28 protein-coding genes are annotated in these 25,340 nt (G+C 66.5%); 17 read left to right on the top strand and 11 right to left on the bottom strand.

Annotation, left to right across the window (positions count from 1 at the left end; genetic code table 11):
* Positions 1-16: 16 nt before the first annotated feature.
* The 8 genes from ACWKSV_RS16725 (at position 17) to ACWKSV_RS16690 (ending at position 7,382) form a co-directional block, all read left to right on the top strand.
* Positions 17-1,393: a protein adenylyltransferase SelO family protein gene (locus ACWKSV_RS16725; protein WP_076715049.1), complete on the top strand. Its 1,377-nt coding sequence runs from the start codon at positions 17-19 to the stop codon at positions 1,391-1,393.
* A 143-nt stretch (positions 1,394-1,536) separates the two neighbouring features.
* Positions 1,537-2,967 (top strand): succinylglutamate-semialdehyde dehydrogenase, encoded by a 1,431-nt coding sequence (astD, locus tag ACWKSV_RS16720; protein ID WP_076715048.1) that lies wholly within the window; start codon positions 1,537-1,539, stop codon positions 2,965-2,967.
* Positions 2,968-3,029: 62 nt separating this feature from the next.
* The gene (gene cobA, locus ACWKSV_RS16715) at positions 3,030-3,821 is read left to right on the top strand and encodes a uroporphyrinogen-III C-methyltransferase (protein ID WP_056430315.1); all 792 of its coding nucleotides are present in this window, start codon (positions 3,030-3,032) and stop codon (positions 3,819-3,821) included.
* Positions 3,818-4,114, top strand: coding sequence for a DUF2849 domain-containing protein (locus ACWKSV_RS16710; protein WP_056430319.1), 297 nt, complete (start codon positions 3,818-3,820; stop codon positions 4,112-4,114). Before cobA ends, ACWKSV_RS16710 begins: the two co-directional genes overlap by 4 nt.
* 10 nt (positions 4,115-4,124) lie before the next feature.
* Positions 4,125-5,750, top strand: a complete 1,626-nt coding sequence (locus ACWKSV_RS16705; RefSeq protein WP_076715046.1) for a nitrite/sulfite reductase — start codon at positions 4,125-4,127, stop codon at positions 5,748-5,750.
* Complete coding sequence (locus tag ACWKSV_RS16700) at positions 5,743-6,201, top strand: DUF934 domain-containing protein (RefSeq protein ID WP_056430324.1); 459 nt, start codon at positions 5,743-5,745, stop codon at positions 6,199-6,201. The genes ACWKSV_RS16705 and ACWKSV_RS16700 overlap by 8 nt, the downstream gene beginning before the upstream one ends.
* On the top strand, positions 6,194-6,931 hold the full coding sequence (locus ACWKSV_RS16695; RefSeq protein ID WP_076715045.1) for a phosphoadenylyl-sulfate reductase: 738 nt from the start codon (positions 6,194-6,196) through the stop codon (positions 6,929-6,931). The genes ACWKSV_RS16700 and ACWKSV_RS16695 overlap by 8 nt, the downstream gene beginning before the upstream one ends.
* A gap of 82 nt (positions 6,932-7,013) precedes the next feature.
* Positions 7,014-7,382, top strand: a complete 369-nt coding sequence (locus tag ACWKSV_RS16690; RefSeq protein ID WP_156884176.1) for an STAS/SEC14 domain-containing protein — start codon at positions 7,014-7,016, stop codon at positions 7,380-7,382.
* Between the two features lie 169 nt (positions 7,383-7,551).
* On the opposite strand, the gene ACWKSV_RS16685 is transcribed toward ACWKSV_RS16690, so the two are convergent.
* Complete coding sequence (locus ACWKSV_RS16685; protein WP_076715042.1) at positions 7,552-9,045, bottom strand: replicative DNA helicase; 1,494 nt, start codon at positions 9,043-9,045, stop codon at positions 7,552-7,554.
* A gap of 97 nt (positions 9,046-9,142) precedes the next feature.
* Between ACWKSV_RS16685 and ACWKSV_RS16680 the strand changes: the two genes are divergently transcribed.
* Genes ACWKSV_RS16680 through ACWKSV_RS16670 form a run of 3 tightly spaced genes read left to right on the top strand, consistent with a single transcriptional unit; the run spans position 9,143 to position 10,748 of the window.
* Positions 9,143-9,625, top strand: coding sequence for a UPF0262 family protein (locus ACWKSV_RS16680; RefSeq protein ID WP_056430331.1), 483 nt, complete (start codon positions 9,143-9,145; stop codon positions 9,623-9,625).
* On the top strand, positions 9,625-10,299 hold the full coding sequence (locus ACWKSV_RS16675) for a GH25 family lysozyme (RefSeq protein WP_076715040.1): 675 nt from the start codon (positions 9,625-9,627) through the stop codon (positions 10,297-10,299). Before ACWKSV_RS16680 ends, ACWKSV_RS16675 begins: the two co-directional genes overlap by 1 nt.
* A complete protein-coding gene (locus ACWKSV_RS16670) occupies positions 10,296-10,748 on the top strand; it encodes a cytidine deaminase (protein WP_076715038.1) in 453 nt (150 codons plus the stop codon). The genes ACWKSV_RS16675 and ACWKSV_RS16670 overlap by 4 nt, the downstream gene beginning before the upstream one ends.
* Before the next feature lie 400 nt (positions 10,749-11,148).
* On the opposite strand, the gene ACWKSV_RS16665 is transcribed toward ACWKSV_RS16670, so the two are convergent.
* A complete protein-coding gene (locus tag ACWKSV_RS16665; RefSeq protein WP_076715037.1) occupies positions 11,149-11,928 on the bottom strand; it encodes a MerR family transcriptional regulator in 780 nt (259 codons plus the stop codon).
* Positions 11,929-12,041: 113 nt separating this feature from the next.
* Between ACWKSV_RS16665 and dcd the strand changes: the two genes are divergently transcribed.
* A complete protein-coding gene (gene dcd / locus ACWKSV_RS16660) occupies positions 12,042-12,596 on the top strand; it encodes a dCTP deaminase (protein WP_042486309.1) in 555 nt (184 codons plus the stop codon).
* Between the two features lie 144 nt (positions 12,597-12,740).
* On the opposite strand, the gene ACWKSV_RS16655 is transcribed toward dcd, so the two are convergent.
* The 5 genes from ACWKSV_RS16655 to ACWKSV_RS16635 form a co-directional block, all read right to left on the bottom strand.
* Complete coding sequence (locus ACWKSV_RS16655) at positions 12,741-13,100, bottom strand: tetratricopeptide repeat protein (protein ID WP_076715035.1); 360 nt, start codon at positions 13,098-13,100, stop codon at positions 12,741-12,743.
* Between the two features lie 767 nt (positions 13,101-13,867).
* Positions 13,868-14,293 carry an ExbD/TolR family protein gene (locus ACWKSV_RS16650; RefSeq protein WP_042486322.1) on the bottom strand — a complete coding sequence of 142 codons (426 nt, stop codon included), beginning with the start codon at positions 14,291-14,293 and terminating at the stop codon, positions 13,868-13,870.
* Between the two features lie 34 nt (positions 14,294-14,327).
* On the bottom strand, positions 14,328-14,807 hold the full coding sequence (locus ACWKSV_RS16645; RefSeq protein ID WP_042486325.1) for an ExbD/TolR family protein: 480 nt from the start codon (positions 14,805-14,807) through the stop codon (positions 14,328-14,330).
* A gap of 100 nt (positions 14,808-14,907) precedes the next feature.
* Positions 14,908-15,702, bottom strand: a complete 795-nt coding sequence (locus ACWKSV_RS16640) for a MotA/TolQ/ExbB proton channel family protein (protein WP_056430507.1) — start codon at positions 15,700-15,702, stop codon at positions 14,908-14,910.
* A gap of 54 nt (positions 15,703-15,756) precedes the next feature.
* Positions 15,757-16,440: an energy transducer TonB gene (locus tag ACWKSV_RS16635; RefSeq protein ID WP_076715032.1), complete on the bottom strand. Its 684-nt coding sequence runs from the start codon at positions 16,438-16,440 to the stop codon at positions 15,757-15,759.
* Positions 16,441-16,655: 215 nt separating this feature from the next.
* On the opposite strand from ACWKSV_RS16635, the gene ACWKSV_RS16630 reads away from it, so the two are divergent.
* The gene (locus ACWKSV_RS16630) at positions 16,656-17,549 is read left to right on the top strand and encodes a hypothetical protein (protein ID WP_237243529.1); all 894 of its coding nucleotides are present in this window, start codon (positions 16,656-16,658) and stop codon (positions 17,547-17,549) included.
* Here the strand turns inward: ACWKSV_RS16630 and ACWKSV_RS16625 are convergent.
* Together ACWKSV_RS16625 and ACWKSV_RS16620 are read right to left on the bottom strand one after the other, a co-directional pair.
* A complete protein-coding gene (locus tag ACWKSV_RS16625; RefSeq protein ID WP_076715031.1) occupies positions 17,525-17,812 on the bottom strand; it encodes a Rossmann fold domain-containing protein in 288 nt (95 codons plus the stop codon). The two genes, ACWKSV_RS16630 and ACWKSV_RS16625, sit on opposite strands and share 25 nt — an antisense overlap.
* Before the next feature lie 5 nt (positions 17,813-17,817).
* The gene (locus tag ACWKSV_RS16620) at positions 17,818-18,186 is read right to left on the bottom strand and encodes a dihydroneopterin aldolase (RefSeq protein WP_042486371.1); all 369 of its coding nucleotides are present in this window, start codon (positions 18,184-18,186) and stop codon (positions 17,818-17,820) included.
* Between the two features lie 111 nt (positions 18,187-18,297).
* On the opposite strand from ACWKSV_RS16620, the gene ACWKSV_RS16615 reads away from it, so the two are divergent.
* Genes ACWKSV_RS16615 through ACWKSV_RS16600 form a run of 4 tightly spaced genes read left to right on the top strand, consistent with a single transcriptional unit; the run spans position 18,298 to position 21,168 of the window.
* The gene (locus tag ACWKSV_RS16615; RefSeq protein WP_076715029.1) at positions 18,298-18,807 is read left to right on the top strand and encodes a GNAT family N-acetyltransferase; all 510 of its coding nucleotides are present in this window, start codon (positions 18,298-18,300) and stop codon (positions 18,805-18,807) included.
* A 50-nt stretch (positions 18,808-18,857) separates the two neighbouring features.
* Complete coding sequence (locus ACWKSV_RS16610) at positions 18,858-19,430, top strand: DUF1285 domain-containing protein (protein ID WP_076715027.1); 573 nt, start codon at positions 18,858-18,860, stop codon at positions 19,428-19,430.
* The gene (locus ACWKSV_RS16605; RefSeq protein WP_056430519.1) at positions 19,427-20,020 is read left to right on the top strand and encodes a CoA pyrophosphatase; all 594 of its coding nucleotides are present in this window, start codon (positions 19,427-19,429) and stop codon (positions 20,018-20,020) included. Before ACWKSV_RS16610 ends, ACWKSV_RS16605 begins: the two co-directional genes overlap by 4 nt.
* On the top strand, positions 20,008-21,168 hold the full coding sequence (locus ACWKSV_RS16600; protein ID WP_076715026.1) for a CCA tRNA nucleotidyltransferase: 1,161 nt from the start codon (positions 20,008-20,010) through the stop codon (positions 21,166-21,168). The genes ACWKSV_RS16605 and ACWKSV_RS16600 overlap by 13 nt, the downstream gene beginning before the upstream one ends.
* Here ACWKSV_RS16600 and ACWKSV_RS16595 read toward each other — a convergent pair.
* The gene (locus ACWKSV_RS16595; protein ID WP_237243528.1) at positions 21,159-22,829 is read right to left on the bottom strand and encodes a putative bifunctional diguanylate cyclase/phosphodiesterase; all 1,671 of its coding nucleotides are present in this window, start codon (positions 22,827-22,829) and stop codon (positions 21,159-21,161) included. The genes ACWKSV_RS16600 and ACWKSV_RS16595 overlap by 10 nt on opposite strands.
* A gap of 155 nt (positions 22,830-22,984) precedes the next feature.
* Complete coding sequence (gene parC, locus ACWKSV_RS16590; protein ID WP_076715024.1) at positions 22,985-25,237, bottom strand: DNA topoisomerase IV subunit A; 2,253 nt, start codon at positions 25,235-25,237, stop codon at positions 22,985-22,987.
* Positions 25,238-25,340 lie beyond the last annotated feature (103 nt).

The following is a 25,340-nucleotide window of genomic DNA, read 5'->3' as shown; positions in this document are numbered from 1 at the left end:
GCCTCCATATCGCGGCATGCCCGTATCCCCGCAAGCCTATCGCCCTTCGACCGCCCTGACCGAGATCGCCGATTTCATCGCCGATCCCGTCGCGCCCGCCGATTTCCCGCAGACGATCATCCGCTTCCGCAACGACCGGGCGGCGGCCGAGATCGGGTTGGAGACGCTGACCGATACGGAATGGGCCGCGCACCTCGGCCGGTTCCAGCCTTTGCCCGACACGCTGCCGGGGCCCTTCGCGATGCGCTATCACGGGCATCAGTTCCGCCATTACAATTCCGATCTGGGCGACGGGCGCGGCTTTACCTTCGCGCAGATGACGGCCCGCGATGGCCGGTTGCTCGAACTCGGCACCAAGGGGTCGGGGCAGACGCCGTACAGCCGCTCCGGCGACGGCCGCCTGACGCTGAAGGGCGGGGTCCGGGAAATCCTGGCGACCGGGATGCTGGAGGCGCTGAACGTCCCCACCTCGCGCACGCTGTCGATCATCGAGACGGGCGAGGCGCTGCACCGGGGCGACGAACCCTCCCCCACCCGCTCGGCGGTGATGGTGCGGATGAGCCATGGCCATATCCGTATCGGCAGTTTCCAGCGGCTGGCCTTCGAACGCGACGAAGCGGGAATGAAGCGGCTGGTCGCTTATGTCCTTCGCCACTTTTACGGCGAGAACTCGAACGATCCCGTCCGGCTGCTGACCCTGGTGGCGCAGCGAACCGCGACGCTGGCGGCGCGTTACATGGCCGCCGGGTTCGTCCATGGCGTGCTCAATTCCGACAATATCAACGTGACCGGCGAGAGCTTCGACTATGGCCCCTGGCGGTTCGCCCCCACTTGGGATCCGGAGTTCACCGCCGCCTATTTCGACCATAGCGGCCTCTACGCGCTCGCCCGCCAGCCCGAGGCGATCCAGTGGGACGTGATGCAGCTCGCCTCCAGCCTGCGCCTGATCGCCGAGAGCGATCCGCTAATCGCCGCGCTGGAGGGCTTTGCCACGACCTATCAGACAGAGATCGTGACCGCGATCCTCTGGCGGCTGGGGCTGATCCCGCGCGGCGGCACCGAGGACCGCGCGCTCGTCCAGACTTTCGAACGCGCCCTGCGGGAGAGCCAGGCGAGCCTCGACCGTGTCTATTTCGATCTGTTCGGCGGACAGGTGCCGGATCATTACGACGAAAGCTGGAACGCGCTTCGCGACCTGATCGAGCCCTATGCCCCACGCCGCGCGCGCGACGATGCCTATTGGCAGGGCGAACCGGAATCGATGCTGATCGACGAAGTCGAGTCGATCTGGGCCCCCATCGCCGAGCATGACGACTGGACCCTGCTCCATGACAAGGTCGCGCGGGTGCGTGCCATGGGCCGGGCGCTTGCCGACCCGGTTGCGGCGGCCTAGCATCGCATCACAAGGGCCTGACTCCCCCTTCCCCTTCGGGGGGGGGGCCGGGGGGTGGGGCGCCCGCCCCAGACCTGGCATCGGTGGAGAGGCCCCACCCCAACCCCTCCCCTGAAGGAGAGGGGCTTGCCTGGATCAATGCCATGTCATCACCGCGCACGACCGAAACGCTATCGACCTACGAACCCGCAACCGGCGCGCTGATTGCCGAGCTTCCCGTCGGCGATGCCAGTACGGAGGTCGCTACCGCCAGGGCGGCATGGGCCGGTTGGGCGATGACACCGCTGGCCGAGCGGATCGAGACGCTGCGCCGCTTTGCCGAAATCGTGCGGGGCCGCGCCGACGCCTTTGCCGACCTGATCGCGCGCGAGACGGGCAAGCCGCTCTGGGAAGCGAGGACCGAGGTCGACACCGTGATCGCTAAGGTTGCGATCTCGATCACCGCGCAAGCGGAGCGCGCAGGCGAGCGTTTCACCGAGCAGCCGGGCGGCGGGCGCATGGCGCTGCGTCACCGGCCGCATGGCGTGCTGGCGGTGCTGGGGCCGTATAATTTCCCCGCCCATCTGCCCAACGGCCATATCGTGCCAGCCCTGCTGGCGGGCAATGCGGTGGTGTTCAAACCATCGGAAAAGACCCCCGCGACGGGCGCGTTCCTGGTCGGATGCTATCATGCGGCGGGGGTGCCCGATGGGGTCGTGCGGCTGCTGATCGGCGGACCGGATCAGGGCCGTGCGCTGGCGGGGCATGACGATATCGACGGGCTGCTCTTCACCGGCTCGGCGCGCACGGGCCTGGCGCTCAACCGCCAGTTCGCCGAGCGGCCGGAAAAGATCCTGGCGCTGGAAATGGGCGGCAACAACCCGATCATCGTGTGGGACGATCCCGACCTCGACGCCGCCGCCGCGCTGATCGTCCAGTCGGCCTATACCACCGCCGGGCAGCGCTGCACCGCCGGGCGACGGCTGATCGTCGAGGACCGGCTGTTCGATCCGCTGATGACGGCGCTGACCGGGCTGGTCGACCGGCTGATCCTCGGCGCGCCGCATGACGAGCCCGCGCCCTTCATGGGGCCGGTAATCGACAATGACGCAGCGGACCATCTGCTCGCGCGGGTCGAGGAACTGGTGACGAGTGGCGCGAAGACCATCCGCCCCTTGGAGCGCATCTCGCCCGATCGGCCGCTTCTGACCCCCGCCATCCTCGACGTCGGCACCGTCGCCGAGCGTCCCGACGACGAGTTGTTCGGCCCTGTCCTGCAAGTCTCCCGCGCATCCGACTTCGCGGACGCCATCGCGCAGGCCAACACCACCCGCTACGGCCTGTCCGCCTCGCTGATCTCGCCCTCGCGCGAGCGGTACGACGCATTCTGGACCGGCATCCATGCCGGGATCGTCAACTGGAACCGCCCGACCAACGGCGCGGCGTCCACCGCCCCGTTCGGTGGCATCGGCTGGTCGGGCAATCACCGCCCGAGCGCCTATTACGCCGCCGATTACTGCGCCTATCCGGTCGCCAGCGCCGAAAGCGACAGCGCCGCCGCAACGATCCCGGTCGGCCTGCGCCCGCATAGCTGATCTACCCCCGCCCCAAGCATCGCTCGGTTGTCGATTGTGGTCGGGGGGATCATCTTTGGAGCATGGCTAGTCTTCTTGATCCCACCGCGCGTGGCCGCGTGATCCTGGTTGGTGCAGGCCCCGGCGATCCGGGCCTGTTGACCGTGCGCGCGGTCGAGGCGCTGAAGACCGCCGATGTCGTCGTGCATGACGGGCTGATCGATCCCCGCGTCCTCGATCTCGCGCCGCCTCAGGCCCAGCGTATCTCGGTGGCCAAGCGGCGCGCGCGGCATACGCTGTCGCAGGACGCGATCAACGCGCTGATCGTCGCGCATGTGAAGACGGGTGCGATCGTCGTGCGGCTGAAGGGCGGCGACCCGTTCATCTTCGGACGGGGCGGCGAAGAGGTGGAGACGGTGCGTGCCGCCGGCCTGCCGGTCGAGGTGATCCCCGGCGTCTCGGCGGCGCTCGGTTGCGCGGCAGAGGCGATGCTGCCGCTGACCCACCGCGACCACAGCTCGGCCGTGTCCTTCGTCGCGGGCCAGTGCAAGGGGCTGACCGATCAGGACTGGTCCGGGTTGGCGGGCCAGGGGCGCACGCTGGTCATCTATATGGGCGTGGCGACCGCGAATGGCATCGCCGACAAGCTGATGGCCGACGGCGTCGCCCCCGACATGCCCGTCGCGGTGCTGGAGCGCGGCACGCTGGAGGGGCATCGCGCCATCCGCACTTTGCTCGCCGATCTCGGCGCGATGGTCGAGCGCGAGGCGGTGCAGAGCCCGGCGATCATCGTCGTCGGCGAAGTCGTGACCCTGTCGGATGCCGAAGACAAGCTCGCGCGTTGGGCCCGCGTGGCGGAAGGAATGAGCGCATGAAGCTGTTGACGGGCAATGACTTGGGCACCGGCGATGTCGTCTGGTGGACGGGGCGCGACTGGTCGCGTCATATCGAGGACGCGGTCGATGTCGGCGGACAAGGCGAGGCGATCCTTCGCGCCGAGGAAGGCGCGCGCCGGGTCAACGTGCCCTATCTGATCGATGCCGAGGCGACCGAACAAGGCCCCCGCCCCGCCCATATCAAAGACCGTATTCGCGCGCTCGGCCCCACGGTGCGCCCCGACCTGACGCTGAAGCCCGCCGATGCGGATGCCGGCGCCTGGGTTATCTGAGAGAACCGCCATGTATCGCTATGACGAATATGACCAGAGCATCGTCGATGCCCGTGTCGAGGAATTTCGCGACCAGGTGGAACGCCGCCTGTCGGGCGCGCTGACCGAGGATCAGTTCAAGCCGCTCCGGCTGATGAACGGCCTCTATCTCCAGTTGCACGCCTATATGCTGCGCGTCGCGGTGCCCTATGGCACGCTGGACAGCCGCCAGATGCGGATGCTGGGCCATATCGCGCGCAAATACGATCGCGGTTACGGCCATTTCACCACGCGGCAGAACATCCAGTATAACTGGATCAAGCTGGCCGATGCGCCTGACATCCTGGCCGAGCTGGCGACGGTGCAGATGCACGCCATCCAGACCTCGGGCAATTGCATCCGCAACATCTCGTCGGATCAGTTCGCCGGGGCGGCCGCCGACGAGGTCGCCGATCCGCGTCCCTGGGCCGAGCTGCTGCGGCAATGGTCGACCTTCCACCCCGAGTTCACCTACCTGCCGCGCAAGTTCAAGATCGCGGTGATCGCGGCGGACGAGGATCGCGCAGCCATGCGGCTGCACGATATTGGCATCCAGCTGCTGACGCGCGACGGCGTGCTGGGCGCGAAGATCTTCGTCGGCGGCGGCATGGGTCGCACGCCGATGATCGCGCATGAGGTGAAGAACTTCATCACCGCCGACCATCTGATGAGCTATCTCGAGGCGTGCCTGCGCGTCTATAATCGCTATGGCCGTCGCGATAATATCTACAAGGCGCGGATCAAGATCCTGCTCCATGAGATCGGCGTCGATGCCTATCGCGAGCAGGTGGAGGCGGAGTTCGCCGCCATCCGCGACCTCGGCATCGACCCGCCGCTCGCCGAGCTGGAGCGGATCACCGCCATGTTCGCGGGACCCGACTTCGCCAGCGATGCGCCCGACGCGGTCGACCGCTCCGACCCCGATTTCGCGGTCTGGCTCGATCAGAATGTCGCGGCGCACAAGCAGCCGGGCCATGCCATCGTCACGATCAGCCTGAAGCCGATCGGCGGCATCCCCGGCGATGCGTCTGCCGACCAGATCGACCTGATGGCTGACCTGGCGGAGCGGTACGGCCATGACGAGCTGCGCGTCACCCATGCGCAGAACATCGTCCTGCCGCATGTCCGCAAGGCCGACCTGTACGCCATCTGGACCGCGCTTCGCGACGCCGGGCTGGCCGAGGCGAACCTCGACCTGATCTCCGACATCATCGCCTGTCCGGGCCTGGATTATTGCAGCCTGGCCAATGCCCGCTCCATTCCGCTGGCGCAGAAGATCGGCGAGCGTTTCGCCGGGCGGCAGCGCGAGCTGGGCGAGTTGAAGCTGAAGATTTCGGGCTGCATCAACGCCTGCGGCCACCATCATGCCGGGCATATCGGCATCCTCGGCGTCGATAAGAAAGGCACCGAGAATTACCAGCTACTGCTCGGCGGATCGGGGGCGGAGGACGTCTCGCTCGGCAAGATCACCGGCCCCGGCTTCGACGAGGACGGCGTGGTCGACGCGATCGAGCGCGTGACCGACCGCTATGTCGCATTGCGCGAGGGCGGCGAGCGCTTCCTCGACACCTATCGCCGTGTCGGCATGCAGCCGTTCAAGGAAGCGATCTATGGTTGATCCCATCACCGTGAACACGAATGCGGGCGAGACGCTGCTGCGCTTTCGCGACGATGTGGTGCATGACGAACCGGCGGTGACGCTGGACGCCTTTCTGGGCCAGACCAACGCCACCGCCGTCCGGCTGGAGGCGGGCGACGATGCGCGCGAGCTGCTGGAGCATCTGGGACAGATTGCGCTGGTCGAGATCAGCTTCCCGACCTTCCGCGACGGGCGCGGCTATTCGGCGGCGCGTATCCTGCGTGAGGCGGGGTTCGAGGGCGAGTTGCGTGCGGCGGGCGACGTGCTGGTCGACCAGATCCCGCATATGCGCCGCTGCGGCTTCGACAGTTTCGCGCCCGAAAAGCCGGTCGATGCGGCAACGCTGACCAAGCTGCTGGCGCTGTATCCCCAGCCCTATCAGAAGGCCGCCGACGCCCGCGTGCCGGTGTGGAAGCTACGCCATGGCTGAGCGTGCACTCGACCGGATCGACGTGCGGCCGACCTATAGGGACGAGGATGCGGCGGCGTATGAAGCGCGCTTCGCTGGCGTGCCCGCGCCGGACATGCTGCGCACCCTGCTGACCGGCGAGTTGCACGGGCAGATCGCGGCGGTGTCGTCCTTCGGCACCGAGTCCGCCGTGCTGCTGCATATGGTCGCAAGCGCCGATCGCGCGACGCCGGTGGTCTTTACCGACACGCTGAAGATGTTTCCCGAAACGCTGGCATACCGCGACACGCTGGTCGCGCGACTGGGCCTGCTGGACGTCCGCGTCATCCAGCCCGATGCGACGCTGTTGGCCGCCAAGGACCCGGAAGGTATCCGCCACGGATACGACCCCGATGGCTGCTGCGACTTGCGTAAGGTCGAGCCGCTGGCCCGCGGCCTCGCGCCGTTCGAGGCGTGGATTTCGGGCCGCAAGGGTTTCCAGGCGGGCACCCGCCGCGCGCTGCCCCGGTTCGAGGTTGAGGACGGGCGATTGAAGCTCAACCCGCTGGCGGACTGGGACAAGGCGGCGCTGGACGGCTATTTCGCGGCCCATAACCTGCCCCGTCATCCGCTGGAGGCGGAGGGCTATCTCTCGATCGGCTGCGCACCCTGCACCAGCAAGGTCAAGCCGGGCGAAGACCCGCGCGCGGGCCGCTGGCGCGGGTTCGACAAGGTCGAATGCGGCATCCACCGGCCTGTTTCGGCGATATAAACCGGAGCGTGAGGGGCTTCCATTTCATCCTGTCTTAACCGCGCCGCGACACAAGTCGCCGGACAGGATGAAGGAGCCTTCCATGTACAAGGTGACGGTCGACCTGGCCCGCGGCTATTTCGAAGTGACGCCGCACGGGTTCTGGACCCTGGACACCATAGCCGACTTCGCCCGCGAGCTGGAACAGACCGTCCACCGCATCCGCGCCACCGGCCGCACGCCTGTCAGCCTGTGCGATCTATCGGGTGCGATGATCCAGAGCCAGGAGGTCGTCGCCGCCTTTATCCAAATGATGCAAAATCCCGCCGTCCGTTCGGGCCGCGTCGCCGTCTATACCCCGGGCGCGCTGACGCGGTTTCAGGCGGTACGCGCCTATCAGGACCACGAAGAGTTTCGGTTCTTCAACTGCAAGGAGGCAGCCCGCACCTGGCTGTTCGCACCGCAGGAGTGAGGTTGCGAGAAGCCTCGCCTACCCCTCGCCTGCCCCCACCCTCCGTTCGCACTGAGCGAAGTCGAAGTGCACGCTCCGGACCATGCGGCGAGGGACTCCCTTGGCCTTCGACTTCGCTCAGGCTGAACGGAGGGCGGGGTTAGACACCCCAGCCCTCAACCGCAGCGGATCAATATCCCGCGAAATCCGTGAACCGCGTGATCGTCGGATCGAACTTCATCACGACCTTGCCGGTCGCACCGTGACGCTGCTTGGCGACGATCAGCTCGGCCAGGCCGTACACCCGCTCCACCTCGGTCGCCCACTTCGCGTGGTCCTCGAAGACCTTGCCGTCATCGCCTTCCATCGGACGCTTGGGCTCGCGTTGCATCATGTAATAGTCTTCGCGGAACACGAACCAGACCATGTCGGCGTCCTGCTCGATCGAGCCCGATTCGCGGAGGTCGGACAGCATCGGCCGCTTGTCCTCGCGCTGCTCGACCGCACGGCTCAGCTGCGACAGCGCCAGCACCGGCACGTTCATGTCCTTGGCCAGCGTTTTCAGCCCGCGCGAAATCTCGGAGATTTCCTGCACGCGATTGCCCTCGGACGACTTGCCCGAGCCGGTCAGCAGCTGGAGATAGTCGACCACCACCAGACCCAGCTCGTTGTTCAACCGCCGCTGCAACCGCCGGACGCGGGTGTGCAGCGCGGAGATGGTCAGGCCGCCGGTATCATCGATGAACAGCGGCAACTGCTCCAGTTCGGCGGCGGCGGCGGCGAGCTGGGCGAACTCATTGCGGCTGATCTTGCCCATGCGGAGTGCTTCGGAGCTGATCCCCGACTGCTCGGCCAGGATACGCGTCGCCAGCTGGTCGGCCGACATTTCGAGGCTGAAGAACGCGACCTTGGCGCCGACCGACTCGGAGGGCGGAATGCCGTCCTGCATGTCGCGCATCCAGCGGCGCGCCGCATTGAATGCGATGTTGGTCGCCAGCGAGGTCTTGCCCATGCCCGGACGGCCCGCCAGGATCATCAAGTCGGAACGGTGCATACCGCCGATCTTGGCATTGACCGAGTCGAGACCCGTGGTGATGCCCGAGACATGGCCGCCCGAATTGAGCGCGCGCTCGGCATTCTTGACCGCCATGGTGGTGGCCTGGGAGAAGCTCTTGACCGCATTCTCGGAGCCGCCGTCCGCAGCGACCTTGAACAGCTCGTTCTCGGCCAGCTCGATCTGGGCGCGCGGGTTCACCTCTTCGGAGGTGTCCATCGCCCGGTCGACCAACGTGCGGCCCACCGTCACCAGCGCGCGGAGCATCGCCAGGTCATAGATCTGCGTCGCGAACTGCCGCGCTCCGATCAGGCCCGCGCCCGACCCGGTCAACTGCGCCAGATAGGACGGGCCACCCATTGCCTTCATCCCCTCATCCGCCTCGAACATGGGGCGCAGGGTGACCGGCGTCGCCAGCATGTCGGTGGCGCGCAGGTTCTTGATCGCGGAGAAGACACGGCCATGGACCGGGTCGAAGAAATGGTCCGGGTCCAGCCGGTCGACCAGATCGTCGGCCAGCCGGTTGTCGATCATCATCGCGCCCAGCAGCGCGGCCTCCGCCTCGGTATTATGGGGAAGCTGCTGCGACTCGGTGGCGGCAGCGGGGTTCTGAAATGCGAGGGTGGCCATTTCTCCGGCGTTAGCGCGAAGAGGCCCGGGATGAAAACGCATTGCGTCGATCAGCGGGGGATTTGCGGCGCACGCGCTTCGCGACTATCCCCGTCCCATGGCCGATCCCCGGATCATATCCATCGATCTCGACGAGCGCAGCCTGGGCTGGCGCTCGGCCGATGTCGAGCAGGAACGGCGGATCGCGATCTTCGACCTGATCGAGGAAAATTACTTCGCGCCGCAGCGACCGCAGGCGGACGGCTATGCCGGGCCCTATCGCATCAAGCTGGAGTCGGAAGAAGGACGACTCGGCATCCATATGCACCGCGAGGACGGCACGCATATCGAGACGCTGGTGCTGGCGCTCGGGCGTTTCCGGCGGCCGATCAAGGACTATTTCGCGATCTGCGACAGCTATTACCAAGCGATCCGCGCCGCCACGCCGCAACAGATCGAGACGATCGATATGGCCCGGCGCGGCATCCATAACGACGCCGCGCAGATGCTGAAGGAGCGGCTGACCGGCAAGATCGAGGTGGATTTCGACACCGCGCGCCGTCTGTTCACGCTGCTCTGCGTCCTGCATATCCGCAACTGATGGCGATTCTCTGGAAAATCGGCGCGGGCCTGCTGGCCCTTGGCGCGATCAGCGCGGGCGGGCGGCACTGGGCCACCCATTGGCAGCCGCCGACCGAGCGTTATGCGCTGCAGGGCATCGACCTGCCCGAGAACCCGCCCGCCGTCGAATGGCGCACGCTGCGCGCGAACGGCGCGGACTTCGCCTATCTGGTCGCCACTTCGGGCACCGACCGGCGCGACCCTTCGTTCGAGGGCAATTGGGACGCCCTGCCCGAGGCGGGGATGCGGCGCGGCGCGGTCCATATCTATTCGCTGTGCCAGCCTGCCGCGGCACAGGCGGATGCCTTCAACATCTTCGTGCCGCGCGCGGGCGATGCGCTGCCCACCGCGATCGACCTGTCCTTTCACGACGATTGCGCCGCCCGGCCCGAGCGTGCGCAGCTGGTCGCCGACCTGACCCGCTTCGTGGCGATGGTCGAGACGCATACGCGAAAGCCGGTGATGCTGCGCGTGTCCAAACCGTTCGAGCGCGAATATGACATCACCACCGCGCTCGACCGTCCGGTCTGGGCGATCGGCAATCTGTTCAAGCCCGATTATGCCGCGCGCCCCTGGCGCATGTGGCGTGCCAGCGATTTCCGCCGGGTCGAGGGGGTGGAAGGCCCCGTCAACTGGGACGTCGTTACACCATGAATGCCACCGATCCTCACGCCCTCATCACGGCCGCCCGCGACGCCGCGCGCAACGCCCATGCGCCCTATAGCCGCTTTGCGGTCGGAGCGGCGTTGCTGATGGAGGACGGCTCGGTCATCACGGGCGCCAATTTCGAAAATGCCAGCTACGGCCTGTCGCTCTGCGCCGAGACCGTCGCGATCGCCACCGCCTCGGCGGCGGGGCGACTGCGCGAGATCGTCGCGGTCGGCGTGATCGGCGGCGCGATGGACGCGGACGGCGTGCCGACCGGCACCACCCCGGTCAGTCCCTGTGGCCGCTGTCGCCAGGTCATCAACGAAGCCGCGCAGATGGGCGGCCGCGACCTGCCCGTCCATTGCGGCGCGGCGGAGGGCGATGCGGTGCGGACCTATCGTTTGTCGGAACTGCTTCCCGACGCGTTCGGCCCGGCGGATTTGGGGATCGGCTGAATTCGCGCGAAAGCGCGGATATCTTGTTCGCGCAGAGGCGCAGAGAGCGCAGAGAAGAAGTTTGGAGCTCCTCTATATTCAGCGATAGCTGGGGATCGCCAGTAACTTCACGCTCCCTCTCTGCGGCCTCCGCGCCTCTGCGCGAACCAATCCTAAAACTTCGCGGCTTCGCGCGAGCACATAGCTTGGTGCCACGGCTGATTCTTCACGCGAAGGCGCGAAGACGCTAAGATTTTTTCACGCGGAGACGCGGAGGCGCGGAGAAGAAGAGTTCCAGTCTCCCGAGCCCCGGCGATGACCGGCATCGCTCACGATCGGATACGCCCCCTCCGCGTCTCCGCGCCTCCGCGCGAACATCATCCTTCTTCACGGGCTCGCGGCTTCGCGTGAAGAAACCGCCTCAGCCCCCCGGCTCTTCGCCCCGCGCCCGCATCGCCGCACCGGCGGCCTGAATGAACTGCCACACATCGGCCGAAAAGCCGGGATCGGCCTGTCCATCCCAATCCGCGCGATTCTCGTGCAGCCGAGTCGCACCCGCCCACATCTCCGGTGACGCCACGGCGCGGAACGGCGCCAGCAGCGCGAACCATTCGCGCACAAAGCCTCGTGCCGCCTCCGAGTCCGGATCCATCGGCAGCGCCGCCGCGATCCGCTGACCCAGATCCGCCCAGCGCGCCTGATAGACGTTCTGGTCGAATTCGGGGCTGAGTGCCTCCACCCGCGTCGCCCAATGTGCCTGTTCTTCCGCGGTGAAATGGCGGTCGACCACCGATTTCCATTGTGTCGTCGTCATGGCATTCCCTTTTCGTATCAGCGAGCACAGCGTCGCGACGTCGATGCGCTCGCCGGCATCGATGCGGGACTGGATGGATGTCAGGAGCGCGGCGGTCTCGGCCAGTCCCCGACGTTCGGCCTCGACTGCCTTTGCCTGGGCCGCGATCATCGGCCCCAGCGCCGCGCCTGGCCGGTCGAGCATCTGTCCGATCGCCGCCAGCGTGAAACCTGCGCGTTTCAGCGCGACGATGGCGTGCAGCCGCTCCAACTCGCCTGCGCCGAATATCCGCCGCCCGCCCTCGCTGCGCAGTGGCCGGATCAATCCGCGCGCCTCGTAAAAGCGCAGCGCCCGGCTGCTCAGGCCGGTCGCGCGGGCAATTTCGGTAATGTCGAGCATGGCGGTCATGCGCCGCACCGTACCGCTTGACGTTGCGTCAACCGCAACACCCTTTTTGGCGGTTGCCGCTTGCCCTCCCCCCGCGATCCGGCGATGAGCGACCAAACCTGAAGGAAATGAAGATGTCGATCCTGTCCGACCGCTGGATTCGCGAAGCCGCGCAGACCCAAGGCATGATCGAACCCTTCGTCGAGAGCCAGCGTCGCGACGGCTGCATCAGCTATGGCCTGTCGTCCTATGGCTATGATGCGCGGGTGGCGGACGAGTTCAAGATCTTCACCAATGTCGACAGCGCGGTCGTCGACCCGAAGGACTTTGCGTCGAACAGCTTTGTCGACCGCAAGACCGACTGCTGCATCATCCCGCCCAACAGCTTCGCACTGGCGCGGACGGTAGAATATTTCCGGGTGCCCCGCGACGTGCTGGTCATCTGCCTCGGCAAGTCGACCTATGCGCGGTGCGGGATCATCGTGAACGTCACGCCGCTGGAGCCGGGTTGGGAAGGCCATGTGACGCTGGAATTTTCCAACACCACGCCGCTGCCCGCCAAGATCTACGCCAATGAGGGCGCCTGCCAGTTCCTGTTCCTGAAGGGTAACGAGCCCTGTGAGACCAGCTATGCCGACCGGGCGGGCAAATATATGGGCCAGCGCGGGGTGACGTTGCCTCGGCTGTAATTGCGCGAATTGCCCGGAGGCGGTTCCGGTCAGCTCTTAGGCGGGAATTTAGTAAGAGGCGGGCTGGCGCGGTATCCTATCGGTCCGCGCCACGCCGGTCGGGCATGTCCAGACGCCTCGGCATCCGGACGTGCCCTTATCGATTTACCGCGAGGCGATCGTCTGCGGCAGATGGCGCAGACCCGTGCGGGCCACGGTGTGCGACGACAGGATCGCGCCCGACGGCATATCCATCGCAATAGCCTTTTCCTGCAGCACCGCGTCATACAGCGCGCGCGCATCGGCGGCGCGGCCGGTCTTGGCATAGACCGCGGCCAGGTTGAGCATCAGCTCCGGACTGTTCGGATCGGTGCGACGTTCCTCGAGAAGCGTCCGCTCTGCGGCGGTGAAATTGCCCGCCGCAATTTCTTGAAACCCCGTGCGCTGCGGCCATGAGTCCTGGGCCATGGCCGGGGCTGCCATGCCCGCCGCCGCCACAAGCAACACCGAAAACATTCCACGCATATCTCATCTCCTATGTTTCACTTTTGTGACTTGAGAGTGTCACTTTTGTGAAACATGCGCAAGCGGGGAAAGATGCGCAATTTTGGGGCGATGGAAGCGGGTGAGAGGTCGCATCTTGGGAGGCGGAGCGCCTGCCTCGAGTGGGGGCGATGGTCGCCCGTTGCGTTCGATGGGCCTGGCCATTTGTAGGTTCAGGATGAGACGGGCTGGTTTTTAGGACGCCTCAGCAACCCGCCTGTCTGGCGATCATCATGCATCGCGGATGAGGGGGTACTGGGGGCTTGGCCGTCGACTTCACTCAGGCTGAGCGCAAGTGGGGTACGATCCTATCAACTATGCAATGGGGTGGGGCACAGGCTTAGGCTTCGATGGCAAAGCCTTTGAATCAATACGAGCCCCTCCCCTTTAGGGGAGGGGTTGGGGTGGGGCCTTTCCACGAACGCCGCGCTTGCGGAAGCGCCCCACCCCGGCCCCTCCCCTGAAGGGGAGGGGTGGGTCTAACTCACGTCATCCCGCTTAGGGCTCAGGCTCAGGCTCAGGCTCAGGCTCAGGCTCAGGCTCAGGCTCAGGCTCAGGCTCAGGCTCAGGCCCAGGCTCGGGCTTGGGCTTGGGCCTAAAATCAGCCACAGGCCCACCCTCCGTCCAGCCTGAGCGCAGTCGAAGGCCACGGGACACCATCACCATGCCGCCCCCCTACTCCACCGCAAACGAAAAAGGGCGGCCTCCGGAGAGACCGCCCCATTTCATCACCGACCTGATCGAAAGGATCAGAAGTCGTTGCGATACTGCTCGTTGCCGATGAAGCCGAGCTTCGTCACCGCCGAACGCTTGATCACGGCCAGGGTCTCGTCGACCTTGGCGTACTTGGCGTCGGGGGCCGGCTGGAAGTGCAGTTCCGGTTCCGGGTTCATCGCGGCGCTCTGGTCCAGGAACTGGCGCAGCGTCACCTCGTCGACCGGGGCACCGTTCCAGGTGACCGTGCCGGCAGCGTCGATACCGATCTTGTTCTTATCGGTGTTCACGACGGTCTGCGGCGTGTTCGAGTTGACCGGCAGGTCGACCTTCACCGCGTGAGTCTGGATCGGGATGGTGATGATGAACATGATGAGGAGCACGAGCATGACGTCGATCAACGGCGTCGTGTTCATGTCCATCATGGGCTCGCCATCATCAGATCCGGCGCTCATTGCCATGGCGTGCTAACTCCTATTCTGTCCGCCCGGCCGATCAGGCGCGGGGGTTGCCGCCGGGGGGCGGCTCGGAGATGAAGCCGACCCGGGCGAAACCGGCCTGCTGCATCGTGAAGATGGTGCCGCCGATGCACCGGTACGGCGTGTTCACGTCGCCACGGATATGCGCTTCGGGCAGCTGGTCGGGCGTGATGTTACCCACACCGCCCAGCCGTTCGACCTCGGCCTTCAGCTTTTCGACCGCGCGGGTGCGCAGTTCGTCCGAGCTGACCGGGGTCAGGTTCCAGTACACCTTGCACTGGCCATTCTCGCTGGTGACCGAGAGCGACACGTTTTCCGGCTTCGTCGTGGTCGGATCGAAGCGGACGTTCGGCAGCTTCAGCGGAACGGTCTGAATCACGACCGGAACCGCGATCAGGAAGATGATGAGGAGCACCAGCATGACGTCCACGAGGGGCGTCGTGTTGATCTCCGACATCGGTTTCTCGGCGGAGTCACCGCCAACGCTCATCGCCATGAGAGAGCTATCCTATCCATGCATTCTTGCGCCGCCCCGAAATGGACGGCGGGGGGTGGCGGAGCGACGGTCCGAAGACTGCCGCCCCGCCCCCTTAAGCTCAGGCGCGGGTCTGAACGCCACCGGCCTGACCGGCGGTGGTGGTGCCAGCCGGAGCCTTGACGGCGGCCGGCTTGGCCGCACCGGCAACCGCCGGACGAACCGCACCGTTCGAGGCCAGGAAGCCCAGCACGTCGTTCGAGAACGACGACAGGTCTTCCGCAATGCCCTTGTTACGACGCTGCAGCCAGTTGAAGGCGAGCACCGCCGGAACGGCGACGACGAGACCCAGAGCGGTCATGATGAGCGCTTCACCGACCGGACCGGCGACGGCGTCGATCGAGGCCTGGCCCGACGAGCCGATCTTGATGAGCGCGCGGTAGATGCCGATAACGGTACCGAACAGACCGATGAACGGCGCGGTCGCACCGACGGTCGCGAGGAAGGCGAGACCGCCGCCCAGCTTCGAGTTGATCGCGGCTTCCGAACGCGCCAGCGAGCCGTGCAGCCAGTCATGCGCTTCGACCGGATCGGTCAGCTTCGAATGCTGGTCCTGCGCGGCCAGACCGTCGTCGACGATCTGCTTGTAGGCCGAGTTCTTCTCGAGCTTGGCCGAACCTTCGCGCAGCGAGTTCGCCGACCAGAAGCCCTGACGGACGCGCTTCGCCTGGTTGATGATCTTCTGCTGCTCGAACAGCTTCGAGAACAGGATGTAGAACGACACGATCGACATCAAGCAGAGGATGGTGAACACCGACTGCGAGATGAGGCCGCCTTCCTTGAGAGCCTGGCCGAGACCGTAGGGGTTTTCGGCACCGGCCGCGGCGCCGCCCGCGGCGAGGATGGTGGTGAGCATGGTTGGTTAGGTCCTCTGACTAAAGCGTTAAATTTTTAAAGGTGGCCTGAGCCGTTATTCCTGCGGCAGCTGCCAGCGTACCGGAAGCGTGTAGGACGACGTGATCGCGTTGCCGTTCTGATCGAGCGCGGGCGAGAAGCGCACGCGCGCCTTTGCGATCCGGCACGTCGTATCGTCGAGCGCACGATTGTTGCTGCTCGTCGTCACGACGCAATCGGTGACGCGTCCGTCGGTGCCGACCGTCAGCTTGGCAACCACGCGACCTTCCGCGCCTTCGCGCTGGGCCGAGGGCGGATAAGCGTCGGGACCGAAGAACTGGCCCGGATTGCCCTTCAGGCCAGCAGCCTTCGACACCGCAGGCGGGGCCGGCGGAGCAGGCGGCGACGGCGGCGCAGGCGGTGCCGGCGGCGCAGTGGGCTGGCTCAGCGGAATCACGGTCGTCGTCGCGATCGTCGGCGCCTGGGTCGGCACGGGGACGATCGGCGGCGGCGTCACAACCGTCGTCGGCGGCGGCGGAACATTGGGCTGTTCCGGCGGCGGCGGGGGCGGCGGTTCCTCCGGCGGGGGTGGGGGTGGCGGCTCTTGCACGTCGAACGTGTTGAGCTTTTCGGTCGCCTTCTTCACGTACTGGTAAGCCAGCCCCGTGACGAAGGCATAGCCCAGAGCAGCATGGATGAGCACGACGATAACGATCGCGACCACCTTGCCCCCGGACATCTTCTGGTCAGTATAGGCCATTCAGCAACGAAACTCCTCAGTCTGCCAGTTTCGCCTCGCCGTAGCGTGGGGACGTGGGAAACTCCTGCCATGCTCTTTCGGCATGCGGCAGAGCCTTGGACCCTATCGTGACGGCTGGCGCGGTGCAATCAGTTTGTCGGACGTAATAAACGTACAACCTGCGCATGACGAAATTATTTCTGTACCGTTAATGAGCAAAGGAGTAGCGCGAAGCTATGAATCCCCTGTCCCACGCCATTCGCGCTGGCGCTTTGACGCTGTCGATTCCCCTGTTCGCCGCCGCCCTGCCCGCCCAGATGGCGACCGCGCCATCGGCCCGGCCGGGTGATTCGATGGTAGCGCAAACAGGACCGGGCTATGCCGACCTCGCCGACCTGGTGCTGTCGGCCCCGGTCATCGCCGATGCCACCATCCGATCGGCGACCGCGATCAAGGGCGCCGAGGCCGCCGGGGTCGCCCCGGGCCATCAGCGTTTCTATATAGAGGCCGATATCGGCACGCTGATCCGCGGCGCGGGCGGCCTGCCCGCGCGGGTCGGCTATCTGTTCGACGCCGCCACCGATGCGCGGGGCCGTGCGCCGAAGCTCAAGAAGATGCGGGTGCTGATCTATGCCCGCCGGGTGCCCAATGCCGCCGACCAGCTTCAACTCGTCGCGCCAGATGCGCAGTTGCCCTGGACGCCCGATACCGAGCAACGCAGCCGGACCATCGTCCGCGACGCTTTGTCCACTGACGCGCCGCCGGTCATCACCGGCGTCGGCAATGCCTTTTACGTGCCCGGCAGCCTGCCCGGCGAAGGCGAGACGCAGATTTTCCTGACGACCGCCAACAACCGGCCCGTCTCGCTATCCGTACTGCGTCGCCCAGGCGAGGAGCGGCGCTATGCCGTGGCGCTGAGCGAGATCGTCGACGAATCCGCCGCCCCCCCGGCGCGCGACACATTGCTCTGGTATCGGCTGGCCTGCGCGCTGCCGGAATCGCTGCCCGATCGCAGCACCGCCTCGCTGGGGCCGGAAAATGCCCAGGCCGCGCGCGAGGATTATCGGTTCATCTTGCAGAAGCTCGGCCCGTGCGGGCGCGAGCGTCAGATGCCGACGACCAGCGACTGACCCGTGACCGCGTGCGCGGCGGCAAGATAATCGACCGCCGCCGCGACCGCTTCGTCCGCCGCCCCCTCGGCCGGGATCACCGCGTTGATCCGCGCGCCCGGCGCCGCCGCGATGGCGAGCGGGGCGATCGCCGCCTCGACCATCGCCTGGGATAGCGCGTCGCGACCGGGACGGATCACCAGCACCAGATCCTCGCCAGGATACCCGGCGACGACGCCCGCGATATCGGCGTCGGGCGCCAGATCGACTCGCCGCGCCGTCATGTGGCTCAGCGCCGGTGGCGGACCAGGGTGATGCCGATCGCCTCGCCATCCTCGGCAATGGCCAGCTTCACGATCTTCACCTGCACGCGGCGGACCCGCTTGTCCTGAAGGAACAGCGTGTCGCAGATATGGTCGGCAACCCCTTCGATCAGCGTGAAATGTACGCCCTCGGGCAGCTGGGTCGCGGCATGTTTCAGGTCGAGATAGTTTTTGGACTCGGTCAGCGGGCTGTCGGGCGTGTAGCGCGCCGGACAGTCGAGATCGACGGTCAGCGAGATGCGCAGCGGCTGCGGCAGGTGCGTTTCCTCGGAGTAGATGCCGGTCAGCACCTGGACTTCGAGGTCGTGGACTTCGAGCTGGAGACGGTCTTCCATTCCTGCGCCTGTAGCAGAGCGCACGCCGAAGGAAAGCTTGCATCCCCCCGCCGTCGCGCTAAGGGCGCGCGTCCCCCTCCCCGTACCACCGGACTTCGCCTCTTGACCGTAATGACCGCCCTTGTCCCGCTCGACGCGGTCGCACCCGAGGCGGTCGAGGCACTGCTGGACCGCGCCTTTCCGCCCGGACGGCAGGCACGCACAGCCTATAAGGTGCGGGGCAGCGTGCGGCCGATCGCCTCGCTGTGCTTCGCCGCGGTCGAGGAGGATCGGCTGATCGGGTCGATCCAGTGCTGGCCGGTCGCGCTGACCCAAGACGATGGCCGCGTGCATCCGATGGTCATGGTCGGTCCGGTCGCGGTCGATCCGGATCGCCAGCAGGGCGGGATCGGGCGCGAATTGCTGCATCACATGCTGGACGCGGCGGCGGTACAGGGGCTGGACCGCGCGATGATGCTGATCGGCGACCCGGAATATTATGGCCGCTTCTTCGGTTTCTCCGCAGAGCACACCGCCGATTGGCGACTGCCCGGCCCGGTCGAGCGGCACCGGCTGCTGGCGCGTGGGCCGGATGTGCCGGCGCTTGCGGGCATGCTCGGCCCCGATCAGGGGCAGGTCTGAATCGCGCAGGCCTTTACCTGCCCGCCCCGCATCCCTAACTCGGGTCCATCATGCCGATGGCACCGCCCCCCGATCTGTCCGCGCTGAGCCTGGCCGAAATCGTCCAGGCGATGGAGGCGCAGAAGCTGCCCCCCGTCTCGCAATGGCATCCCAGCCATTGCGGCGACAGCGAGATGCGGATCGCGCGCGACGGCACTTGGTACCATCAGGGTAGCCCGATCACCCGGCCCGCCATGGTGCGCCTGTTCTCCACCATCTTGCGGCGGGAGCCCGATGGCCGTCACGTGCTGGTCACGCCGGTCGAAAAGCTCGACATCGCGGTCGAGGACGCTCCCTTCGTCGCCACCACGCTGAAGGCCGAAGGACAGGGCGAAAACGGTCGCCTGGTATTCCAGCTCAACACCGGCGAACTGGTCGCGGCGGGGCCGCACCATGGCCTGCGCTTCGTGGAGGGCGAGGACGGCCCCCGCCCCTATGTGCATGTCCGGGACGGTCTGGAGGCGCTGATCGCGCGGCCGGTCTATTACGAACTGGCCGAACGCGCGCTGGCGAACGAGGGCGAAGCGCCCGGCGTGTGGAGTGACGGCGTCTTTTTTCCCCTGGCGGCGTCGCCCGCCGCATGACGCTGGCCGAAAGGCTGGCAGCGGCGATGGCGCGGATACCGGCGACCGACCTGCTGACCGGCGACGGCGTCGAGCCGCATGAGATCATGGCGACGCCCACCGCCGCCGCCGTGCTCGTGCCCGTGACCGATCGGGCCGAGCCGGGCGTGCTGCTGACCCAGCGGACCGAGACGCTCCGCAACCATGCCGGGCAGATCGCCTTTCCGGGCGGCCGCGCCGATCCCGGCGACGTGGATCTGGTCGCGACCGCGTTGCGCGAGGCCGAGGAGGAGATCGGGCTTTCCCCCGCCACCGTCACGGTCGTCGGCCTGGCCGATCGCTATCGCACCGTCACCGGGTTCGAGGTGACGCCGATCGTCGGCGTCATCCCGCCCGACCTGACACTGACCCCCGCCGAGGCGGAAGTGGCGGACCTGTTCGAGGTGCCGCTGTCCTTCCTGCTCGATCCTGCCCATCACCACCGGGTCAGCGCGCCGTGGCGCGGACGGACCCGCCATTTCTATGAGATCCTATGGAACGACCGGCGCATCTGGGGCGCGACTGCCGCGATGATCGTCAACCTGTCGCGGCGGATGCAATGGGCGGCATGACGCCCGGCACCGCACCCTGGGCCGACCGACCCGCATTGATCGCGCTGGCCGCGCGGCTGGAGGCGCGGTTCGTCGGCGGGGCGGTGCGCGACATGCTGCTGGGCCTGGCCGTTGCCGATATCGATCTGGCGACGCCGCTCTCGCCCGAAACCGTCATCGACCGGGTGCGCGACAGCGGGTTCAAGCCGGTGCCGACCGGCATCGCGCATGGCACGATCACCGCCGTCCTGCCCGAGGGCCCGGTCGAGGTCACGACGCTGCGCCGCGACGTGTCGACCGATGGCCGCCATGCCGTGGTCGCCTTCACCGATGACTGGCGCGAGGATGCGGCGCGGCGCGACTTCACGATGAACGCGCTCTATGCCGATCCCGCGACCGGCGAATTGTTCGACTATTTCGGCGGTCTGGACGACCTGAAGGCCGGGCGGGTGCGCTTCATCGGCGACCCGTTGCAGCGGATCGCCGAGGATCATTTGCGCATCCTGCGCTTCTTCCGCTTCCATGCGCGCTTCGGCCAGGCGGTCGACGAGGCCGGACTGGCCGCCTGTGCCGCGCGCGCCAACGACCTTATGGCATTGTCGCGCGAACGGATCGCGGCGGAGTTGCTGAAATTGCTGGTCGCCGCCCGCGCCGTGCCGGTGGTCGCGCTGATGGTCAAGCATGGCATCTTCCGCGCGGTCATCCCCGAGATCGATGCAGAGGGCGTGAAACGGCTGACCCGGCTGGCCGAGCGCGAAGTAGCAGCGGAAATCGCGCCCGACGCGATCCGGCGACTCGCCGCCCTCCTACCTCCACAAGCCGCCGAGAATGTCGGGGCGCGGCTGAAACTGTCCAATAGCGACCGCAAGCGGCTGATCGCCGCGACCGCCGGATCGGGCGACGAGGGACCGCAGGCGCTGGCCTATCGCGCGGGGCTGGTGAGCGCGATCGACCGGCTGTTGCTGGCGGGCGAATCGATCGAGCCGATTCGCGACTGGACGCCCCCTGCCCTGCCACTGTCCGGGGGTGCACTGGTCGAACGCGGGATCGGCAAGGGGCCGGAGGTGGCGCGGCTGCTCCGCCGGATCGAAACTCAGTGGATCGCCGAAGGCTTTCCGGATGCCGAACGAGTCGGCCGCATCGCCGACGAGGCGGTGGCTCAGGCCTGATCGGCGATCATCGCCCAGGCGGCATCGGGATCGAGCGGGCGGGCGTAATAATATCCCTGTCCATGGCTGCACCCCAGGGCGGCCAGCGTCTGCCCGAGTTCGACCGCCTCGATTCCCTCCGCGGTGGTCTTCATGCCCAGGGCCTGCGCCAGGCCCAGGATCGCACGGACGATTGCGATCTTGTCGCGGTCGGCCAGCATGCCGGAGACGAAGCTGCGGTCGATCTTCAATATGTCGATCGGCAGTTTCTGGAGATAGGCCAGGCTGGAATAACCGGTGCCGAAATCGTCCATCGCGATGGTGGGGCCCAGTTTCTTCAGCGCATTCATGATCGCGCTGACCCGGTCGGGATCACCCACGATCGCGCTTTCGGTCAATTCCAGGATCAGCCGCTCGCCCGCGACGCCTGCCCTGGCCAGCGCCGATTCGATCAGCGCGGGAATGTCGTCGCGCTGCAACTGAATCGCCGAGACGTTGACCGACATGCGCACGCCGCAGTCCCCGCCCGCCCGCCGGTCCCAGTCCGCCAGCTGGAGCAGCGCCTGGTTCGCGGCCCAGCGGCCGAGCGGCACGATCAGCCCCGATTCTTCGGCCACGGGGATGAAATCGGCTGGCGAATGATCGCGCCCCTCGGCATCGCGCCACCGTGCCAGCGCCTCGAACGCGATGGTGCGGCCGGTGCTCAGGTCGCAGATCGGTTGATAGGCGAGGTGCAGTTCCTCCTGCTCGATCGCGCGGCGCAACGCGGTCTCCATGGCGAACTGGGCGCGTGCGATGGTGAAGGCCTGGGGATGATAGACCTCGGTCCGCCCCGCCGCCTTGGCATGCTTGACCGCAAACTGGGCGTGCCGGATCAGCTCCTCGGCGTCCTCGTCCAGCCCTTGGTTGAAGGCGATGCCGACCGAAGCCTCGACATTGACCTCATAGTCGGTCAGCCGGAACGGCGAACGCAGGGCCCGGTCGATCCGTTCGGCAAGGATATGCGCCTCATCCTCGGTGCCGTCGATCAACATCAGGATGCCGAACTCGTTGCCGCCGATCCGCCCGATCGAGTCGCGGGACCGCAGGGCTCCCTTCAGGCGGCGTGCCACGGTGATCAGAAGTTCATCGCCGACCAGCGAGCCCATACAGGCGTTCAACCGACCGAACCGGTTCAGATCGATCACCAGCACCGCATGGCGCTGGCCGTTGGAGACCATCGCCTCGATCAGGTCGCCGAAACCCTGTCGGTTGGGCAGCCCGGTCAGGCTGTCGGTCATCATTTCGCGACGCAGGCTGCGTTCGGTGTGGTGCTGTGCCGTATGATCGACCAGCATCAGCACATAGCCTTCGCCATCCCCTTCGGCGGCGTGGGTCAGAGTCGCCTGGAAATAGCGGCAGTCGATGACCTCGCCGACGGCCAGCGGAAACTCGATCGAGGCCTGGTTCGACGCCAGGAACCCGTCGATTCGCTTGGCCACTTCGGCCAGCAGGCCAGCCTGGGTCCGCGAGTCGTTCAGTGCGGCGCGGCGATAGGCATCGTTGCTGGCGGCCACGACCGGCACGCCCTTCTCGATCAGGATTTCGGCCGCCGGAATTGCCATGATGCTGATCGCGCACGACGTCAGCGACCCGAAATTCCGGTTCGAAGAGCGTTGCAGCGGATGAGCGATCGTTGCCATCACTCATCCGCGTAACCCGCGAACGTTAAGAGCGCCTAAAATTCCAAGAATTTTACGGTTAACGTCGTGTGGCAGAGTCTTCCGGCATCACCGTTGGATCGACATGATCCGCGACTGATTTCGCCCTTCCCCGCAGGGAAGGATGTACGGGTGGCTCAATCGAACCGATTGTCGCGCGGGAAGCCGGTCGGCGGCATCCGCCCCGCCGCCCCGCGTGCGGTGCGCCAGGCCGACAGGTCGGATTCGGTCCTTACCCGCCCGGTATCGCCGCCCATCGGCCAGCTCAGCCCATCCTTGAAGACGAACGTCGTCGCATCCGATAGCCCGCCGTCACGATAGCGCTGGAGCTGGACGCCGGTGCCGCGCGACAGCTCGACGAACTCGGTCAGCGGGAAGACCAGCAGCTTGCGGTTGTCGCCGATCGCCGCGACATAATCGTCCTCGGCGCCGACGGGACGCACGACCTTCAGCAAGGACCCGGCGCGCGGGGTCAGCACGGTCTTTCCCTTTCGCGTCTCGGCAATGGTGTCGGCGGTCGGCACGACGAAGCCGCGCCCGTCCGACGCCGCGACCAGCAGCTTGGTCGCGCGGGCCGCCGGCAGGAAACCGATGATCCCGATCGATCCGTCGAGATCGATCATCGCGCGCACCGGCTCGCCAAATCCGCGCCCGCCGGGCAGCTTGTCCGCCGCCAGCGTGAAGAACCGCCCGTTCGCCGCCGCCAGCAGCAGCTTGTCGGTGGTCTGCGCATGAAAGGCAAAGGCCGGGCCGTCGCCTTCCTTGAACTTGGCGGTGTCGGCCGAGGCGAGGTCGACATGCCCCTTCATCGCGCGAATCCAGCCGCGCTGCGACAGGATGACGGTGATCGGCTCGCGTTCGATCATCGCCTCCAGGGGAATGTCGCGAGTCGGCGCGGCTTCCTCGATCAGCGTGCGACGCGCGCCCAAAGCGGTTTCGGGGCCATAGCGGTCGCGGATCTTGCCTAGATCCTTCTTCATCCGCGTCCGCTGACGCTGTTCGGAGCCGAGCAGCAGCGTCAGCTGCTCACGTTCCTTGTCGAGCTTGTCGCGCTCGCCGCGAATCTCGAACTCCTCCAGCCGCCGGAGCGAGCGGAGGCGCATGTTGAGGATCGCCTCGGCCTGCCGGTCGGTCAGGCGGAACTCGTCGATCATCACCGCCTTGGGCTCGTCCTCGGTGCGGATGATCTCGATCACCCGGTCGAGGTTGAGATAGGCAACCAGATAGCCGTCGAGCAGCTCGATCCGGTCGGCGATTTTGCCCAGACGGTGTTCGGAGCGGCGGCGCAGCACGACGAACTGATGCTCGACCCAGGCGGCCAACGCCTCGCGCAAGCTCATGACGCGCGGGGTGCGATCCTTGTCGAGCACGTTGAGGTTCAGGCTGACCCGCGTCTCCAGGTCGGAGAAGCGGAACAGCCCGTCCATCAGCACCTGCGGATCGACGGTGCGCGCGCGCGGTTCGAGGACGATGCGGACCTGCGCATCCGATTCGTCGCGAACATCGGCCAGGATCGGCAGCTTCTTGTCGTTGATCAGTGTGGCAATCTGTTCGATCAGCTTGCCCTTGGCGACGCCGTAGGGGATTTCGCTGATGACGATCTGCCAGCCGCCGCCCTTCTCGCGCTCGATCTCCCAGCGGGCGCGAACGCGGAAGCCGCCCCGCCCCGTCGTGTAGCTTTCCCGCAATATGGCGGGCGCATCGACGACCATGCCGCCGGTCGGAAAGTCTGGCCCCTTGACCAGCGCCAGGATCGCATCGTCATCGGCGTCCGGCTGATCGACCAGCAGGATCGCGGCCTCCAGCAGTTCGGCGGCATTGTGCGGCGGGATGCTGGTCGCCATGCCGACCGCGATGCCGCTCGCGCCGTTCGCCAGCAGGTTCGGGAACAGGCCGGGGAACAGCTCCGGTTCCTGCTCTTCTCCATTATAGGTCGGGCGATAGGCGACGGCGTCCTCATCGAGCCCGTCCATCAAGTCGATCGCGACCTGGGTCAGCCGCGCCTCGGTATAGCGATAGGCGGCGGCATTATCGCCGTCGATATTGCCGAAATTGCCCTGCCCATCGACCAGCGGGTAACGCAGCGCGAAATCCTGTGCGAGACGGACCATCGCGTCATAGACCGACTGGTCGCCATGCGGATGGTATTTACCGATGACGTCGCCGACGACGCGCGCGCACTTCTTATAGCCCGAGGCCGGGTCGAGCTTGAGCAGCCGCATCGCCCAGAGCAGACGCCGGTGAACGGGCTTCAGGCCGTCGCGCACATCGGGCAGCGAGCGCGCGGTGATCGTCGACAGCGCATAGACGAGATACCGCTCCGACAATGCACTGTCGAAGGGTGCGTCCAGAATGCCGACGGGAGGATTGTCGCGGAGATCGATCGCCATGGAAGCCCAGCTTCTAGCAAGCCCGTGGGGCCGGGGCAATCGGGCGGATCAAATCGGGAACGATTACGACCGATGCGGCAAAGCGGGCGCGATTCTCATCACG

This window comes from Sphingomonas sp. SphC10, from assembly GCF_057004845.1.
The sequence above is the reverse complement of the archived record's forward strand: the minus strand, read 5'-3'. Positions and strand labels throughout refer to the sequence as shown.